Genomic DNA, 16,039 nt, shown 5'->3' on the forward strand with positions numbered 1-16,039 from the left:
CGTAGATCGGTTTTTGCTCGATCGCCTATAAGGAAATCATCATGCGCTATTCTAAACTCTCTTTGCTCATCCCGTGCGCGCTTCTGCTTAGCGCCTGTACGACCGTCACTCCCGCCTACAAAGATAATGGCCCGCGTATCGGCGCGTGTGTAGAAGGTGGCCCGGACAGCGTGGCTCAACAATTTTACGACTACCGTATTCAACACCACAGCAACGATATCACCGCGCTTCGCCCTTACTTGAGCGATAACCTGGCGAAATTGTTGACCGACGCCAGCCGCGATACGGAACACCGTCAGTTGATGAGCAGCGATCCGTTCTCCAGCCGCGCTACGCTGCCGGATAGCGCCAACGTCGCCAGCGCATCAACCATTCCGAACCGAGATGCGCGCAATATTCCTCTGCGGGTGGCGTTAAAACAGGGCGATCAAAGCTGGCAAGATGAAGTGCTTATGATTCACGAAGGCTCATGCTGGGTGATTGACGACGTTCGCTATCTGGGCGGAAATGTCCATGCCCCTGCCGGTACGCTACGCCAGTCGATAGAAAACCGTTAACAGACAGTATTCCCCGCTTCTGCACTCATAACCCCCGTAAATTGTCTGGCATTCTGCACGGAATGCCGACAATTCTTCTTACCGTCTATCCCTCCTGCTATTTTGTGCTATGTTTAGGGAAGAATGTGGGATATATTTAACTTTTAACGCATAAATATTGCATAACTATTCTGTCAAAGGTACTATCTGCGGCTTCAATAGCTATCAGACTGCCAGTATACGAGTGTCAATGAGTATTCAATTAAACGGCATTAATTGCTTTTACGGCGCGCATCAGGCGCTGTTCGATATCACGCTGGATTGCCCCGAAGGCGAAACGCTGGTGTTGCTTGGCCCAAGCGGGGCGGGTAAAAGTTCGCTGCTGCGTGTACTCAATCTGCTTGAGATGCCGCGCTCCGGCACTCTGACTATCGCCGGGAACCATTTTGACTTTACGAAAACGCCGTCCGATAAGGCGATTCGTGAGCTGCGTCAAAATGTTGGAATGGTCTTTCAGCAATATAATCTTTGGCCGCATCTCACCGTTGTGCAGAATCTGATTGAAGCGCCCTGCCGCGTACTGGGTCTGACAAAAGATCAGGCGCTGGCGCGCGCAGAAAAGCTGCTGGAGCGTCTGCGTCTGAAGCCATATAGCGATCGTTATCCGTTGCACCTTTCCGGCGGTCAGCAGCAGCGCGTCGCGATTGCCCGCGCGCTGATGATGGAACCGCAGGTGCTGCTGTTTGATGAACCGACCGCCGCGCTGGACCCGGAAATTACTGCTCAAATCGTCAGTATTATTCATGAACTGGCAGAAACGAACATTACTCAGGTGATCGTTACGCATGAAGTCGAAGTGGCGCGTAAGACCGCCAGTCGTGTGATTTATATGGAAAATGGTCACATCGTCGAGCACGGTGATGCGGGTTGCTTTGCCCACCCTCAGACCGAAGCATTCAAAAACTATCTCTCTCACTAAGATTCGGGACAATGACAATGAAAAAAGTTCTGATTGCCGCGCTAATTGCAGGCTTTAGCCTTTCCGCTACAGCAGCCCAGACCATTCGTTTTGCGACCGAAGCGTCCTATCCTCCGTTCGAATCGATGGATGCTAATAACAAGATTGTCGGCTTTGACGTCGACCTGGCCAACGCGCTATGTAAAGAGATCGACGCCACCTGTACCTTTACCAATCAGGCGTTCGACAGCCTGATCCCCAGCCTGAAATTCCGCCGCTTCGACGCTGTAATGGCGGGAATGGATATCACGCCGGAACGTGAAAAGCAGGTGCTGTTTACTACGCCATATTACGACAACTCCGCGCTGTTTATTGGTCAGCAGGGTAAATATACCAGCGTCGATCAACTGAAAGGTAAGAAAGTCGGCGTACAGAACGGTACGACGCACCAGAAATTCATCATGGATAAACATCCGGAAATCACCACCGTACCGTATGACAGCTATCAGAACGCGAAGCTGGATCTACAAAATGGCCGTATCGACGCCGTTTTCGGCGACACGGCGGTCGTGACCGAATGGCTGAAAGCCAATCCTAAGCTGGCACCGGTCGGCGATAAAGTCACCGATAAAGATTATTTCGGCACTGGTCTGGGTATCGCGGTACGCCAGGGCAACACCGAGCTGCAGCAGAAATTCAATACTGCGCTGGAAAAAGTGAAGAAAGATGGGACTTACGAGACCATCTATAACAAATGGTTCCAGAAGTAATCTTTGATGAACGAATTTTTTCCTTTAGCAAGCGCCGCCGGGATGACCGTCGGCCTTGCCGTCTGCGCGCTGATCATTGGCCTCGCGTTAGCCATGTTCTTTGCCGTCTGGGAGTCCGTAAAATGGCGCCCGATTGCCTGGATGGGTTCCGCGCTGGTTACTATTTTGCGCGGCCTGCCGGAAATTCTGGTGGTGCTGTTTATCTATTTCGGCTCCTCGCAGCTCCTGCTTACGCTGTCTGACGGGTTTACCCTCCATCTCGGCTTTGCACAGATCCCAGTGCAAATGGAGATTGAGAACTTTGACGTCAGTCCTTTCCTGTGCGGTGTGATTGCGTTGTCCCTGCTGTATGCGGCCTATGCGTCGCAGACGCTACGCGGCGCGTTGAAAGCCGTTCCGTCGGGTCAGTGGGAGTCGGGTCAGGCACTGGGATTATCAAAGACGGCGATTTTTTTCCGTCTGGTGATGCCGCAGATGTGGCGTCACGCCCTGCCAGGGCTGGGTAATCAGTGGCTGGTGTTGCTAAAAGATACGGCTCTGGTCAGCCTTATCAGCGTTAACGATCTGATGTTGCAGACAAAAAGTATTGCCACCCGCACCCAGGAACCGTTTAACTGGTACATTATTGCGGCGGCTATTTACCTGGTCATTACGCTGATCAGTCAGTACATTCTCAAACGCATAGACCTGCGCGCGACACGTTTTGAGCGGAGGCCGAACTAATGCTTGAGTATTTACCTGAACTGCTAAAAGGGCTACACACCAGCCTGACGTTGACCGTGGCTTCTATTGCCGTCGCTCTGGTGCTGGCGTTAGTTTTTACCATCATCCTGACGCTAAAAACGCCGTTCGTGGTGTGGCTGGTGCGCGGCTATATCACGTTGTTTACCGGCACGCCGTTGTTGGTGCAAATTTTTCTGATCTACTACGGACCCGGCCAATTCCCGACGCTGCAAGAGTATCCAATACTCTGGCATCTACTGTCTGAACCGTGGCTATGCGCGCTGATCGCGTTGTCGCTAAACAGCGCCGCTTACACCACGCAGCTATTTTATGGCGCGATTCGCGCGATTCCGGAAGGTCAGTGGCAGTCCTGCGGCGCGCTGGGGATGAGTAAAAAAGATACGCTGGCGATTTTGTTGCCCTATGCGTTTAAACGCGCCCTCTCCTCTTACTCTAATGAGGTGGTACTGGTCTTCAAAAGTACCTCGTTGGCCTATACCATCACCTTGATGGAAGTCATGGGTTACAGTCAATTGCTCTATGGTCGCACCTACGATGTAATGGTATTTGGCGCGGCAGGCGTAATTTACCTGGTCGTCAACGGTCTATTGACGCTGATGATGCGTTTGATTGAGCGTAAAGCCCTGGCGTTTGAGCGGCGCAATTAACCAGGCAGGATAAGACGTTCGCGCCGCCATCCGGCAATTGTCTAATGGCGCTGCGATTATCAAGTCTCCGATGCATAATATTGAATAAATCAGACGGACAAGTGGTTAACCTGTCCGTCTTTTTTCATTCTCAATAAAATATTTAATCATTTATATTGCATATAAATTCAAATAATGGCATTGTAAATCTATGCCGCAGATACGGCGCATAATCATAAGATTACGGGAGTGACATCATGAAAAAGTTAGTTCTGGCTGCATTACTCGCCTCTTTTGCCACTGGCAGCATCGCCGCTGAAAAAATCAATTTCGGTGTTTCCGCCACCTATCCACCGTTTGAATCCCTGGATGCGGACAATAAAATTGTGGGCTTTGATATCGATCTGGCGACCGCATTATGCAAACAAATGCAGGCAGAATGTACTTTTACCAATCATGCTTTCGATAGCCTTATCCCGGCGCTGAAATTCAGAAAATATGATGCGGTAATTTCCGGAATGGACATTACCCCGGAGCGCAGCAAACAGGTCGCCTTTAGCAACCCCTATTATGCAAACTCCGCGCTGGTGATTGCGAAAAAAGAGACGTATAAAACCTTTGCCGACCTAAAAGGTAAGCGTATCGGTATGGAAAACGGCACCACGCATCAGAAATATCTCCAGGATAAACATCCGGAGGTCAAAACCGTGGCCTACGATAGCTACCAGAATGCGATTATCGACCTGAAAAATGGCCGTATTGACGGCGTCTTTGGCGATACCGCGGTGGTCAATGAGTGGCTGAAAACGAATCCGCAACTGGGTCCGGCAACAGAGAAAGTGACTGACCCGCAATACTTCGGCACCGGGCTTGGCATCGCGGTGCGTCCGGACAATAAAGCGCTGCTGGAAAAACTGAATAATGCGCTGACGGCCATTAAAGCGGACGGCACTTATCAGAAAATCAGCGATCAGTGGTTCCCGCAGTAAGACGCATGTTATTAGCCCATCGTATTGCCAAATGACAGCGTAAATGCCTTATTCAGCCCACGGGTCGCAATCAGGAAATCATCCAGGCCTGATAAGCGCAGCACCATCGGGCATTCTATAATTTGTCATCAGTCTCAATCGCCTGCATCAACAGGCGATTCGCACTAATACCTGCCGGGTGGCGCTGACGCGTACCCGGCTTACAACGTTGTAACGTTCTTAGGCAATGTCCAGACCCAGACGGCGATACTGCTCCGCCGGGGCATCATTTTCTTTCATCAAGCGAATAAGTAAGTTGATCATCCTTGCTTCGATGGCCTCATCACGAATGGGATGTTGCTGCTGCGGATCGTCTCTGAGATCAAACAAGAGATGACCAAAGCTATTCACACCTTTATATTTTTCCCTGGCCGGAATACGTAATACCTGAAGCCCTTTAGTAAAGTTAAACGGAGGTGCCAAAGATAATTTTCCCAGTTCATCCACGTCATAACGCGCATTCATCTTGATCGGCATTAACGTGTAGTTCGCAATATCATGCTCACGCCCCGGCTGTGCGGCCCGCATGTAAACGTAGCGTCCGTCGGTAACATTGACATGCCCGCTAAACACGCCAAACAGCGCGCCTTCCCTGACGGATTCATTACTGGCAATCACTTTCGCCAACGCTTGTCCCTGAACGTCCGCGGGAATGGGTTGCTGAAAATAATCCAGTAGCGTTGGTGCCCAGTCAATCATCTGTACCAACGATTGCCGTCGCGCTCCGCATACCGCGCTGCGCGGGTCCCAGATAAACAGCGGGCTATTCGCCACCTCGTTATAATAGGGCATCTGATTTTTAGCCCACCAGCCGTGCTCTCCCAGTAAGAAGCCGTGATCGGTACCGACAATCAGCATCGTATCGCGCCAAAGATTGCGTTCATCCATAAGATCAAGAATGCGTCCCAGATTGCGGTCGCACATGGAAACCAGGGCCCGATAACGACAGCGAATATGCGCAATCGCCTCCTCACTTTCACTGACTTTGCCACGCGGCCAGTCATAGTGTGGGCCTTGCCACTCATCGTCATAGAGCGATAAATATTCCTCGGTGGTATAAAACGGTTCATGCGGATCGAACGTCTCAACCTGCAATAACCAATTATCTTCGGCATGATTTTTATGGATAAAATCGCACCCGGCGTCAAAAACTTTTGTCTGAGGAAAATCGGCTTCCTGCTGAATATATTCGCGATTTGCCCAGTCTTGACGCCACAACCCGGAAACACCGCCTCCGGTTTGTTTTTGTGGGATACGCAGCACTTCCGGAATGGGCGGCTCGCCAACGCTCGCCTTCCAGTGGTCGCCCTCCTGCCCGCGCACTACGTCCCAGGAGCTATAGCGGTTATGGTAGTTACCGCCGCCATCTTCCCAGTAATGCAAGTGATCGCTGATAAGATGGGTGTAGATACCCGCTTTTTTCAGTAATTCCGGCATAGAATCATCAAAGGGTTCCAGCGGCCCCCACTCACGATGCAGGAAATTATAGCGCCCGGTGTGCAGCTCCCGACGGGCTGGCATGCAGGGCATACTGCCGACATAACTATTGTCAAAGGTGGCGGCATGTGTCGCCAAACGTTGAAAATTAGGCGCTTTTGTTAGTAAATCGCCATAGGGCGGCAAATAGTTTTTATTCAGACTGTCAAACAGCAGAATAATCGCTTTCATGACTCACCCTCATTTGTTGAGCAGGTGCGGAAAATTTTTCTCTACCACGTCGTAAATCTGTTTACCTATTGATTCACCATCCATGATATTTTCAATGGGAATGAGATATTGTCCGTGTTTAGGATCGAGGCTGACAACATCAAGCAATTTTTTCGAAATTGCATAAATATCAGCCCAGTCGGTAAATCCACCGACCTCTCCTGCCGCCGTATGTTCCATAGCAAAAGAGAAGTTATATTTTACTAGCGCTTTTTTAACAACAGTCTGTAGCATTACGCTACTACCTACGCCATAACCACATACGAATAAAATATTTACAGAATCTTTCATAATAAAATCCTTTATATAAACCGAATCAATTAAATGGAATAAGGACCAAGATGGAACGTTGAAGCAATAAATTTCAGTAATTCACAAATCGCCGGCCACAAAGTTGCCCAGTCAAATATTCCCGTCCAGCCCACACCTTCTTTTGCCAGCCCGCTTAAAGGAATGGCCCATACCGTACCGAAAGTCTGAATAATTCCTAACAAGAAAGTACAAATAATAACGGAACGATATCCCCCCATCCGGTTGGCTAATACGCCGATTGGACCGCCGGAAAAGAAGAGTGGAACAAAACCAGGCAATACCATAATAGGGCTATGAGTGAGCAGCAGAATGCCCATGGAAAAAATCGTGCCGAAGGTACAAAAGACGAATCCCAGAGTGGCCGCGTTCGGCGAGAAAGGTAATAAGGCAGCAACATCCACAGCCGGTATGGCGTTAGGAATAAAGCGATCCTGCCATCCTTTAAACGAGCCATTAATTTCACCCACCATCATCCGCACGCCCTGCAGCAAGATGACCATATACATAGAGAATTGCAGGCCCAGATTGATAATATAGATATACCAGGGTTTGCCTTTCGCCATTAGCTGTACGTTATCGATCCCTGTCGCCAGTAAAAAACCACCAACGAAGAGCGTCATCACAATGGCGATTGCCGTAACATTGTGGTTAAAAATAGCTAACCAACCGGGAAGTTTCAGGTTTTCAGCATCATGCTTTTGCGGATCGCCGAATTTATGCGCGAATTTCGAGAAAAACCACAGTCCCAGCATCTGGTTATGCGCGATGGTAAAACCTGCGTTATTGGTCACTTTGGCGATGGGTTTAACAATGAGCGTGGTTGAAAACGCCCAAAATACCCCGGTCAATATCCCGGCAATCACAATTGATTGCACCCAACCGAAACCCAGCCAGAAGACGATTAACCACAGTACCGCTTGCGAATGAGAGACCCCGGTATTGCCGGTAAGAAATATACCTTTTGCACCGGTATAACGCCCGAATAAAACTAATACCAGGTTAGTAAAAAACGCCAGTACAAAAACGTATCCGACATAACCGAAATTATCACCCAGAGCTATTTGCGTCGCGGCTTTCATCGCGTATGAATCCATTAAGTATCCATGCACGCCATAAGCCTTACTTACTGCCACTGCAACCGGTTTAAAAGTAGCTGAAAATTGAAAGCCGCCAAATAGCACCATCATCAAACCGACCATCGCGCTGATCATACCGGTAATAATTTTTATAGGCGTCTTTTTATCCAGTGTATAGCCAATACCGACTAATATCCCAATTAATATTGCAGGTTCAGTTAAAAACGTTTGAATAACATCTATAAATTTGGCAAACATCATCTGAACGCCCTCCATAAGCGTACCTATTCGTTGTCATAATTGACCCCTTTACTGACGTTACGTATTGCTTCGCTGATGCTATTAAAATTTATTCGATAAACCGCCTTATCTCATTTTGCCTTATACGCACTGTAATAATCACAAATAGTCATTGAAAGATTTAAAGTGACTATTTGTGATTTGATTTGCAAAAATAGAGCAATATATAACCATGATCGATCGGTGTTTTTTATCGATCGATTATGGTTATTATTATTTATGGATAATTAAACAGTTAGTATAGATATTTTGTATGCATAACTTCTGGCGCTACAGCCTGCAAAGCAATGTTAACACTTCATAATGCGCGGTATGGGGGAACATATCGAAAAGCTGAACACGTTGAATACGGTAGTTCGGCAGATGGCGAATATCCTGCGCCATTGTCTTTGCGTTACAGCTTGAATAAATGATAAAACGCGGTGCCATTTGTGCAAGGTAATCGCACAACGGCTTGCCAATGCCGCGGCGGGGAGGATTCACCAACACCAGATCGGGCATTTCGCCTTGTGCGGTGGCGAACTGGGTGGAATCCAGCGCTTGGAAATGAAGGCGGGTTAATCCCAGCTCGGCCGCAGATTGCTTCGCGCAGGCAATCGCCTCCGGCGCGATCTCAATACCGGTTAATTGCATCTGCGGCGTCGCGCAGTGCAGGCCGAATCCGCCCACTCCGCAAAAAAGATCCCACATATGGCGTACCGGCAATTGCCCTACCCAGTCGCGCGCCGTCGCATATAATCGGCTGGCAACCGTAGGGTTAGTTTGAAAGAAACTTTGCGGGCGAACCCACAGCGGCACATCGTTAAAACGTTCCGCCAGCGCCTGCTGATCCGTCAGGTAGATTTCCGTCTCTCCTTCCATAATCGCCATATGTACCGGCTGAATATTCGCGGTAATCACCCTGAGCTGCGGCAGTTGCTCGCGCAGCCTCGGTAACGCCGCGCGCAGTTGCCTGAGCTTGTTTTCTGAACGCAACACGAAGCGTAGCATCATGCCGCCATCAAATTGACTTTCCGTCAGCAACAGGTATTTCAGTTCGCCGCGTTTTCGCGCCACGTTATAAGGCGTGAGCCCGGCGCGGGCGATAAAGGGTTTTAGCGCGCTGAACACGGGGGCAAAGGAAGCGGGATACAGCGGGCAGCCGCAAAGATCAACCGGCGTACCGTCGCGATGCAGCATCCCGAATAGCGGTTTTTCTACACTACCGCTCACAACCATTTTCGCTTTATTACGGAAACCCTGCTCCGGGCCGCCAATCGGCGCACACCACTGTTCAACAGGCAGTCCGGTCAGCAAACGATGTAAATCGGCTGTTTTTGCGGAAAGTTGCTCGTTAACCGGCTGCGTAATCCATTGACAGGAACGGCAGCGACCCGCGTCATAGAGTGCGCACTGCATACCAAAAAACCTTCATATTATCCGGGGCGACGATTATACACATTATTGCAGCCGGAAGAACCGACGGCTGGGAGCGGGAATAAACAGCAGAAACAGAATTAAAAGATCGGGGAGTTTTTGCATGACCAGTGAATGCAGGATATCACGCTTCGATTCTCCCGCGATACTAAACAGCTCCGGATACCCGTAGCCCAACGAAGCCGCCCACAGATAGCCGCTCACAATAATTTGTGTCGCCATGTACGCCCAGCGCGCCCAGCTACGCCCTTTCACCAGCGAAAACGCGCAATAAATTTCAATAAAGACCAATACTAAGCTTGCCAGAAAGACCAGGGTTAAGCTCCACGTCTGCACGCTGCGATGAATAAACTCGCCCATCCCACGTATGCCGAGGGTATGCATAATCATCAGCACATCGAGACCGCGAATCAAAATAATCGCCATAGCCGCAACCTGCACCAGCGTAGGCACATTTAGACGAGCATGTGATGAGGTTGATTGCTTTAAAAATCCCAATGAATGTCTTCCCTGAAAATGATGCCGCGACCCGCGCGGCAACGCATTGCCATAGTGGAAGATTTTAGTGGCTTCAACCGCGTCTTGCACGCTGGATATCGCGAATCCGCTGTTTTTCCGCTCGCGCCATCAGGTACCAGGCAATAAATCCGACGATTCCTACCACGCCGAGGATTAACGTCGCCAGCGCGTTGATTTCCGGGTTCACGCCCATGCGCACGCTGGAGAAAACCAACATCGGCAACGTGGTGGCACCGGGACCGGAAACGAAGCTGGCAATCACCAGATCGTCAAGGGAGAGCGTAAAGGCCAACAGCCAGCCCGAAATCACCGCTGGCATGATCATTGGTAGCGTAATGACAAAAAAGACCTTCAGCGGCGCTGCGCCAAGATCCATCGCCGCCTCTTCAATAGAGCGATCCAGTTCGCGTAATCGCGAAGCGATCACCACCGCCACATAGGCGGTACAGAAAGTGACGTGCGCCAGCCAGATGGTCAGCATACCGCGATCGGAGGGCCAGCCGATGGCATGACCGAGCGCGACAAACAGCAGCAGCAGCGACAGTCCGGTAATCACATCCGGCATCACTAGCGGCGCGGTGATCATAAACGCAAAGCCGTTTGCGCCGCGAAATCGTCCAAATCGCACCATCACCACCGCGGCGATAGTACCGAGAATCACCGCCATCGTCGCCGCGCAGGCGGCAATCGTCAGGCTTAATCCCACCGCGCTCATCATGGCGGTATCCCGAAACAGCTCGCCGTACCAGCGCGTCGACCATCCCGCCCACACCGTCACCAGCTTCGAACTGTTAAATGAGTAAATCACCAGCATTAACATCGGCGCATAGAGAAAAGTAAACCCCAGCACCAGAATCAGAATGCGCCAGGGCGAGCGAGCGACCGGTAAGTTATTCATCCGTGCTCTCCCACACTTTTTTGCTGATGTTTATGGAACCACATGATTGGTACTATCAGCAGCAGCAACATAATAATGGCGACCGCAGAAGCGACCGGCCAGTCGCGGTTATTGAAAAACTCCTGCCACAGGACGCGACCAATCATGATACTGTCCGGCCCGCCAAGCAATTCCGGGATCACGAACTCGCCCACCGCCGGGATAAAAACCAGCATCGAGCCGGCGATGATTCCGCCTTTGGTGAGCGGGACAATGATGCTAAAAAACGTTTTCAGCGGTCGGGCACCGAGATCCAGCGACGCTTCCACCAGCGAATAATCAATGCGCGTCAATGCGGTATAAATGGGCAGAACCATAAACGGCAGATAGGCATAAACAATGCCAATATAGACTGCCAGGTTAGTGTGCAGGATAGTCAGCGGCTGATCGATAGCCCCGAGCCACAGCAACACATTATTCAGCACGCCGTTGTTTTTCAAAATGCCCATCCATGCATAGACGCGAATTAAAAAAGACGTCCATGAGGGCAGAATCACCAGCAGCAACAGGATATTGCGCGTGGAGGGTTTACTATGCGCCACCGCCCACGCCAGCGGGTAGCCCAGCAGCAAGCAGCAGATCGTGGAAATACCTGCAATCTGTAAAGATTGCAGGTAGGCCTCAAAATAGAGAGGATCATCGGTCAGTTGCAAAAAATTGCCGAGATTGAGTGTAATCGACAACTGACCGTCGGCCCATTCCAGTAAATCGGTATACGGCGGGATCGCCCGCGCCATTTCCGCCAGGCTTATCTTAAAGACAATGAGAAACGGCAGTAAAAACAGCAGAATGAGCCAGATATAGGGCAAGGCGATAACCAGCTTACGCCCATGTTTCATTTGCATTCGCGCCAACCATAGCGCCGCGCCGCCAGGGTTGCTGTTGCGCGCCGAAGGCTCAAGTGTGCTCATGTTTCCCCCTTATACCGTCAGGACCACGCAACTATCCGCTTCCCAGCACAAACGCACTTCGTCGCCCCAGGCTGGTAACCCTTTCCGGTAACGGTGCGCATTCTGCAGTTGAGCGCTGATCATCTGCCCACTTTTTAGCCGCACATGATAAATAGACAGATCGCCAAGATAGGCAATATGCGCCACTTCGCCGACGGCGAAGTTATAGCCATCGGCAGGCGGCGCATCACACAACATGATTTTTTCCGGACGTAGCGCCACATATACCGGCACATTATCAACGATAGAGGCATCCGCATCGACTTTTAACGGATGTATCAGACCGGGCGCGTCAATGACCAGACCGTCCTCTTCACGCGCTTTTAGTAAGCCCTCAAAAACATTTACCGATCCGATAAATTCGGCGCTATAGCGGGTCGTCGGATGCTCGTAAATCTCCTCCGGTTCGCCAATTTGCACAAACTTGCCACGGTTCATGATGGCGATGCGCCCCGCCATCGTCATCGCTTCTTCCTGATCGTGTGTCACCATGACGCAGGTCACGCCGACGCGCTCAAGGATATCAGCCACTTCAAGCTGCATCCGGTCGCGTAATTTTTTATCCAGCGCGCCCATCGGTTCATCTAACAAGAGCAGCTTAGGACGTTTAGCCAGGCTGCGCGCCAGAGCCACGCGCTGGCGCTGACCGCCGGAAAGCTGATGCGGCTTACGTTTCGCGAACTCCTGCATGTGTACCAGACCCAGCATCTCTTTGACACGGCTGGCAATCTCCGCCTTCGGCAGTTTGTCCTGCTTCAGACCAAAAGCGATGTTCTGTTCTACCGTCATATGCGGAAACAACGCATAGGATTGAAACATCATATTAATCGGGCGCTGATATGGCGGAACATGCGCCAGATCGACGCCGTCGAGCATAATTTGCCCGCTGCTCGGCACTTCAAAACCTGCCAGCATCCGTAGCAGGGTCGATTTTCCACATCCTGACGCGCCCAGCAGAGCAAAAATCTCGCCTTTATAGATAGTCAGACTGACATCATCGACAGCATGTTGCCCGTCGAATGACTTCGTCAGGTTGCGAATTTCCAGAAGCGGCGTCAGCGCTTTACGGGTTTTCACCTGCGGGCGGTGGGGGGCATCATTCACAAGGCGCTCTCCGGCATAATACAATCAAACGATACAAACGGTGGAATGCCCGATAACGCACGCTTATCAGACCATACCATTAATAAATTACTTACCGCTTTTCACCTTCGTCCATGCGCGGGTACGGACGCGATCAATCTTCGGCTCCTGCACTTTCAGGGTAAACAACTTGGCCCGCACATCCGCCGGCGGATAAATTCCCGGGTTATCGCGCACCTGCTGGCTGACCAGCGCCGTCGCCTCTTTATTCGCATTGGCATAGAAAACGTGATCGGAAATATGGGCAATCACATCAGGGCGCAGCAGATAATTAAGGAACTGGTAGGCCTCATCTTTATTTTTGGCGTCAGCCGGCATGGCAAACACATCAAAAAATGCCATTGCCCCCTCTTTGGGGATCGAGAAAGAGATATTGACGCCATTTTTCGCCTCTTTCGCCCGGTTAGCGGCCTGCCAGACATCGCCCGCCCAGCCGATGGCCACACAGGTATCGCCATTAGCCAGATCGTTAATGTATTGCGAGGAGTGGAAATAGCGAATGTTTGGCCGTAGCTTCAACAACAGATCGGTTGCCGGGCCGGTGTAGTCATCCGCTTTGCTGCTATTCGGATCTTTACCCAGATAGTTCAGCACGGTGGCAAAAATTTCTTCAGGCGCATCAAGGAAAGAGACGCCGCAGCTTTTTAGCTTCTCCAGATTTTCCGGCTTGAGAACTAAATCCCAGCTATTCACTGGCGCATCGTCCCCCAGCACCGCTTTCACTTTATCAACATTATAGCCAATGCCCGTCGTGGCCCACATATAGGGCATGGCGTATTTGTTGTCAGGATCGTGCTTCGCTACCAGTTTCAGCAGTTCAGGATCGAGGTTTTTCCAGCCGGGAAGTTTGCTTTTATCCAGCGGCTGAAAAACGCCTGCGGTGAGCTGGCGCTCAAGAAAACTGGCCGACGGCACCACCAGATCGAAACCGGTGCTTCCTGCCATTAACTTACCTTCCAGCACTTCGTTAGAGTCAAAAACATCATAGATAACGTTAATCCCGGTCTCTTTTTCAAAGTTCGCCACCGTGTCCGGCGCGATATAATCTGACCAGTTATAAATGTGCAGCGTTTTTTGTCCGGCAGCGAGCGTGCCGACAGAGACGGCCATCAGCGCACCCGCAGCCAGACCCGATAGCCATTTTTTATTTAAGGCGGTCATCATCGCTTTCCTTCTGAAATCCGTTAACAAATGAACCCATTAGACGCGGTTTAAAACATGCCTGAAACGTGCATACCTTTTCATTTGATACAAATGAAGAAGAGAGGTCGCCCTCCCTGCCATCAAGCTCGCTATGAAAGCTTCGCAAGAATAACTTTAGCTAAGGTTTGAGGCTATAGCCCAGATTAAAAAACGCCTTTTATCAATTTTTTATGCAGGTTTTGTCTATGTGATAAAGCGAAATGGTCAGAAAGGAGGTGAATAATTCTTTAAAGAAAGGTTAATAGCAGCATAAAAAAACGTAAACAGCAGCCGCGCTGGCAGCGACTGCCTGATTATCGGGAGGGATCAGTGAAGAAAATGGTCAACTGCGCTGGTTTTTTGCGCGTCTTCTTCCGCGTTAAACAGAAGCTGATGCGCCCCGGCCTCAAGGATCACCATAGAGATCTGCTCTTCACTTTGGCGAACAAACCATTCGAATTGTTCGTAGGTGACACCCTGCATAACGGATAAAGACTGGCACACAACCAGTTTTGGCAGATTATCATCCTGCATATCGAGAAAAGCTTTTACCGTCAACGAACTGGCGTTGATAGCGGAGAGATCGGCCGCCAGCGGCAACAACGCGGAAGGCCTGACTTCCGCCATCGCGGAAAAAAGGACGGTGTTGTCCACCAAATCGATTTTAGCATCGTAGACGCCGTCAAAATTCTGCATATGCGGCAAATGCAGCGCCTGGCAGGTATCACATTCGAAGAAATTCATGCCCAGGTCGTCGAGCCATTGACGCAACGTATCCAGAGTGGGAACGACCAGTGATATCATAATAATGTGCTACCTCTTACGATGACGATGAAAAAATTACCGGCACAGCTTACGCAAAAAGCGTGCTTCGTACTACGACGGAATCCACGATTGCGATTAGCCGCCGATTTTAAGGCAAAATTCAGGGGTGGCGTGGCGTTCTATCCACTGGATCATTCGCCCCGCGATATCCACGCCCGTGGTCTTTTCGATGCCTTCCAGTCCCGGTGAGGCATTCACTTCCATAACCAGCGGCCCGCGCGCGGCGCGTAAAATATCAACGCCCGCCACATCCAGCCCCAACGTCTGTGCGGCTTTGATGGCGATATCCCGTTCACGGGGAGTGATCGTCGCGATGCTGGCCACCCCGCCGCGATGAAGATTGGAGCGAAAATCGCCTGCTTTCGCGCACCGCTCAATCGCCGCCACAACCTCATTGCCGACGACCAGACAACGAATATCGCATCCTTTAGCTTCGGCAATGTATTCCTGAACCAAAATATGGGCATTAAGCCCCCGGAACGCATCAATGACACTTTCAGCAGCCTGGCGCGTCTCCGCCAATACCACGCCGATCCCTTGCGTGCCTTCTACCAGCTTCACGACCAGCGGCGCCCCGCCGACCATATCAATGAGATCGCTGGTATCATCCGGCGAATGGGCGATCCCGGTAATGGGAAGATCGATACCCTGGCGCGCCAGAAGTTGTAGGGATCGCAGCTTATCGCGCGCGCGGGTAATGGCGACGGATTCATTCAGCGGATAGCTACCCAGCAGCTCAAACTGACGTAGCGCAGCGGTACCATAAAAGGTAATGGCCGAACCAATACGGGGAATAACGGCGTCAAAATGGGGTAGACGACGTCCCTTGTAATGGATCGACGACGCTGCCGGGTTAATATTCATATAGCAGGAAAGAGGATCGAGTATCTCTACCAGATGGCCGCGCCGCATCGCGGCTTCGCGCAGACGTTTGCAAGAATAGAGCGTTCCATCCCTGGACAATATGGCAATTTTCACCCTGCACCTCGCTGAAAACCCTGAAAAGCCCG

The 16,039-nt window shown here is 50.8% G+C and carries 17 protein-coding genes; 6 read left to right on the top strand and 11 right to left on the bottom strand.

Features of this window, described 5'->3' with window-relative positions:
- The first annotated feature begins 41 nt into the window (after positions 1 to 41).
- The 6 genes from ACE15A_RS14740 (at position 42) to artJ (ending at position 4,623) form a co-directional block, all read left to right on the top strand.
- The gene (locus ACE15A_RS14740) at positions 42 to 557 is read left to right on the top strand and encodes a lipoprotein (protein WP_023246554.1); all 516 of its coding nucleotides are present in this window, start codon (positions 42 to 44) and stop codon (positions 555 to 557) included.
- 229 nt (positions 558 to 786) lie between these two features.
- Positions 787 to 1,515 (top strand): arginine ABC transporter ATP-binding protein ArtP, encoded by a 729-nt coding sequence (gene artP / locus ACE15A_RS14745; protein WP_000027186.1) that lies wholly within the window; start codon positions 787 to 789, stop codon positions 1,513 to 1,515.
- Between the two features lie 17 nt (positions 1,516 to 1,532).
- Entirely contained in the window at positions 1,533 to 2,264 is a 732-nt protein-coding gene (gene artI / locus ACE15A_RS14750; protein ID WP_053510036.1) for an arginine ABC transporter substrate-binding protein ArtI, read from the top strand.
- Positions 2,265 to 2,270: 6 nt separating this feature from the next.
- Entirely contained in the window at positions 2,271 to 2,987 is a 717-nt protein-coding gene (gene artQ / locus ACE15A_RS14755) for an arginine ABC transporter permease ArtQ (protein ID WP_023246552.1), read from the top strand.
- Positions 2,987 to 3,655 carry an arginine ABC transporter permease ArtM gene (artM, locus tag ACE15A_RS14760; RefSeq protein WP_023246551.1) on the top strand — a complete coding sequence of 223 codons (669 nt, stop codon included), beginning with the start codon at positions 2,987 to 2,989 and terminating at the stop codon, positions 3,653 to 3,655. The genes artQ and artM overlap by 1 nt, the downstream gene beginning before the upstream one ends.
- 236 nt (positions 3,656 to 3,891) lie before the next feature.
- Positions 3,892 to 4,623 (top strand): arginine ABC transporter substrate-binding protein ArtJ, encoded by a 732-nt coding sequence (gene artJ, locus ACE15A_RS14765; protein ID WP_023246550.1) that lies wholly within the window; start codon positions 3,892 to 3,894, stop codon positions 4,621 to 4,623.
- Between the two features lie 219 nt (positions 4,624 to 4,842).
- Here the strand turns inward: artJ and ACE15A_RS14770 are convergent, their stop codons facing one another.
- The 11 genes from ACE15A_RS14770 to rimK form a co-directional block, all read right to left on the bottom strand.
- Positions 4,843 to 6,330 carry a sulfatase gene (locus tag ACE15A_RS14770; protein WP_023246549.1) on the bottom strand — a complete coding sequence of 496 codons (1,488 nt, stop codon included), beginning with the start codon at positions 6,328 to 6,330 and terminating at the stop codon, positions 4,843 to 4,845.
- Between the two features lie 9 nt (positions 6,331 to 6,339).
- Positions 6,340 to 6,660: a PTS sugar transporter subunit IIB gene (locus ACE15A_RS14775; RefSeq protein ID WP_023246548.1), complete on the bottom strand. Its 321-nt coding sequence runs from the start codon at positions 6,658 to 6,660 to the stop codon at positions 6,340 to 6,342.
- A gap of 29 nt (positions 6,661 to 6,689) precedes the next feature.
- Positions 6,690 to 8,033 carry a PTS sugar transporter subunit IIC gene (locus tag ACE15A_RS14780; RefSeq protein WP_053510038.1) on the bottom strand — a complete coding sequence of 448 codons (1,344 nt, stop codon included), beginning with the start codon at positions 8,031 to 8,033 and terminating at the stop codon, positions 6,690 to 6,692.
- Between the two features lie 294 nt (positions 8,034 to 8,327).
- Positions 8,328 to 9,455, bottom strand: a complete 1,128-nt coding sequence (gene rlmC / locus ACE15A_RS14785; RefSeq protein ID WP_053510040.1) for a 23S rRNA (uracil(747)-C(5))-methyltransferase RlmC — start codon at positions 9,453 to 9,455, stop codon at positions 8,328 to 8,330.
- Between the two features lie 42 nt (positions 9,456 to 9,497).
- Positions 9,498 to 9,971, bottom strand: a complete 474-nt coding sequence (locus ACE15A_RS14790) for a YbjO family protein (RefSeq protein WP_023246545.1) — start codon at positions 9,969 to 9,971, stop codon at positions 9,498 to 9,500.
- Between the two features lie 73 nt (positions 9,972 to 10,044).
- A complete protein-coding gene (potI, locus tag ACE15A_RS14795; protein ID WP_023246544.1) occupies positions 10,045 to 10,890 on the bottom strand; it encodes a putrescine ABC transporter permease PotI in 846 nt (281 codons plus the stop codon).
- The gene (gene potH, locus ACE15A_RS14800; RefSeq protein WP_023246543.1) at positions 10,887 to 11,840 is read right to left on the bottom strand and encodes a putrescine ABC transporter permease PotH; all 954 of its coding nucleotides are present in this window, start codon (positions 11,838 to 11,840) and stop codon (positions 10,887 to 10,889) included. The genes potI and potH overlap by 4 nt, the downstream gene beginning before the upstream one ends.
- Before the next feature lie 9 nt (positions 11,841 to 11,849).
- Positions 11,850 to 12,983, bottom strand: a complete 1,134-nt coding sequence (gene potG, locus ACE15A_RS14805) for a putrescine ABC transporter ATP-binding subunit PotG (RefSeq protein ID WP_023246542.1) — start codon at positions 12,981 to 12,983, stop codon at positions 11,850 to 11,852.
- Between the two features lie 87 nt (positions 12,984 to 13,070).
- Complete coding sequence (gene potF / locus ACE15A_RS14810) at positions 13,071 to 14,183, bottom strand: spermidine/putrescine ABC transporter substrate-binding protein PotF (RefSeq protein WP_023246541.1); 1,113 nt, start codon at positions 14,181 to 14,183, stop codon at positions 13,071 to 13,073.
- A 348-nt stretch (positions 14,184 to 14,531) separates the two neighbouring features.
- Entirely contained in the window at positions 14,532 to 15,008 is a 477-nt protein-coding gene (locus ACE15A_RS14815; RefSeq protein WP_000624814.1) for a YbjN domain-containing protein, read from the bottom strand.
- A gap of 96 nt (positions 15,009 to 15,104) precedes the next feature.
- Complete coding sequence (rimK, locus tag ACE15A_RS14820; RefSeq protein ID WP_023246540.1) at positions 15,105 to 16,007, bottom strand: 30S ribosomal protein S6--L-glutamate ligase; 903 nt, start codon at positions 16,005 to 16,007, stop codon at positions 15,105 to 15,107.
- Positions 16,008 to 16,039: the final 32 nt, after the last annotated feature.

The organism is Salmonella sp. HY31 (genome assembly GCF_042604575.1).
In the GTDB taxonomy this organism is placed as follows: domain Bacteria; phylum Pseudomonadota; class Gammaproteobacteria; order Enterobacterales; family Enterobacteriaceae; genus Salmonella; species Salmonella diarizonae.

Excerpts from the sequence above, each read along its gene's own strand:
- ACE15A_RS14740 (WP_023246554.1), top strand. The coding sequence starts at position 42 with ATGCGCTATTCTAAACTCTCTTTGCTCATCCCGTGCGCGCTTCTGCTT.
- artP (WP_000027186.1), top strand. The coding sequence starts at position 787 with ATGAGTATTCAATTAAACGGCATTAATTGCTTTTACGGCGCGCATCAG.
- artI (WP_053510036.1), top strand. The coding sequence starts at position 1,533 with ATGAAAAAAGTTCTGATTGCCGCGCTAATTGCAGGCTTTAGCCTTTCC.
- artQ (WP_023246552.1), top strand. The coding sequence starts at position 2,271 with ATGAACGAATTTTTTCCTTTAGCAAGCGCCGCCGGGATGACCGTCGGC.
- artM (WP_023246551.1), top strand. The coding sequence starts at position 2,987 with ATGCTTGAGTATTTACCTGAACTGCTAAAAGGGCTACACACCAGCCTG.
- artJ (WP_023246550.1), top strand. The coding sequence starts at position 3,892 with ATGAAAAAGTTAGTTCTGGCTGCATTACTCGCCTCTTTTGCCACTGGC.
- ACE15A_RS14770 (WP_023246549.1), bottom strand. The coding sequence starts at position 6,330 with ATGAAAGCGATTATTCTGCTGTTTGACAGTCTGAATAAAAACTATTTG.
- ACE15A_RS14775 (WP_023246548.1), bottom strand. The coding sequence starts at position 6,660 with ATGAAAGATTCTGTAAATATTTTATTCGTATGTGGTTATGGCGTAGGT.
- ACE15A_RS14780 (WP_053510038.1), bottom strand. The coding sequence starts at position 8,033 with ATGGAGGGCGTTCAGATGATGTTTGCCAAATTTATAGATGTTATTCAA.
- rlmC (WP_053510040.1), bottom strand. The coding sequence starts at position 9,455 with ATGCAGTGCGCACTCTATGACGCGGGTCGCTGCCGTTCCTGTCAATGG.
- potI (WP_023246544.1), bottom strand. The coding sequence starts at position 10,890 with ATGAATAACTTACCGGTCGCTCGCTCGCCCTGGCGCATTCTGATTCTG.
- potH (WP_023246543.1), bottom strand. The coding sequence starts at position 11,840 with ATGAGCACACTTGAGCCTTCGGCGCGCAACAGCAACCCTGGCGGCGCG.
- potF (WP_023246541.1), bottom strand. The coding sequence starts at position 14,183 with ATGACCGCCTTAAATAAAAAATGGCTATCGGGTCTGGCTGCGGGTGCG.
- ACE15A_RS14815 (WP_000624814.1), bottom strand. The coding sequence starts at position 15,008 with ATGATATCACTGGTCGTTCCCACTCTGGATACGTTGCGTCAATGGCTC.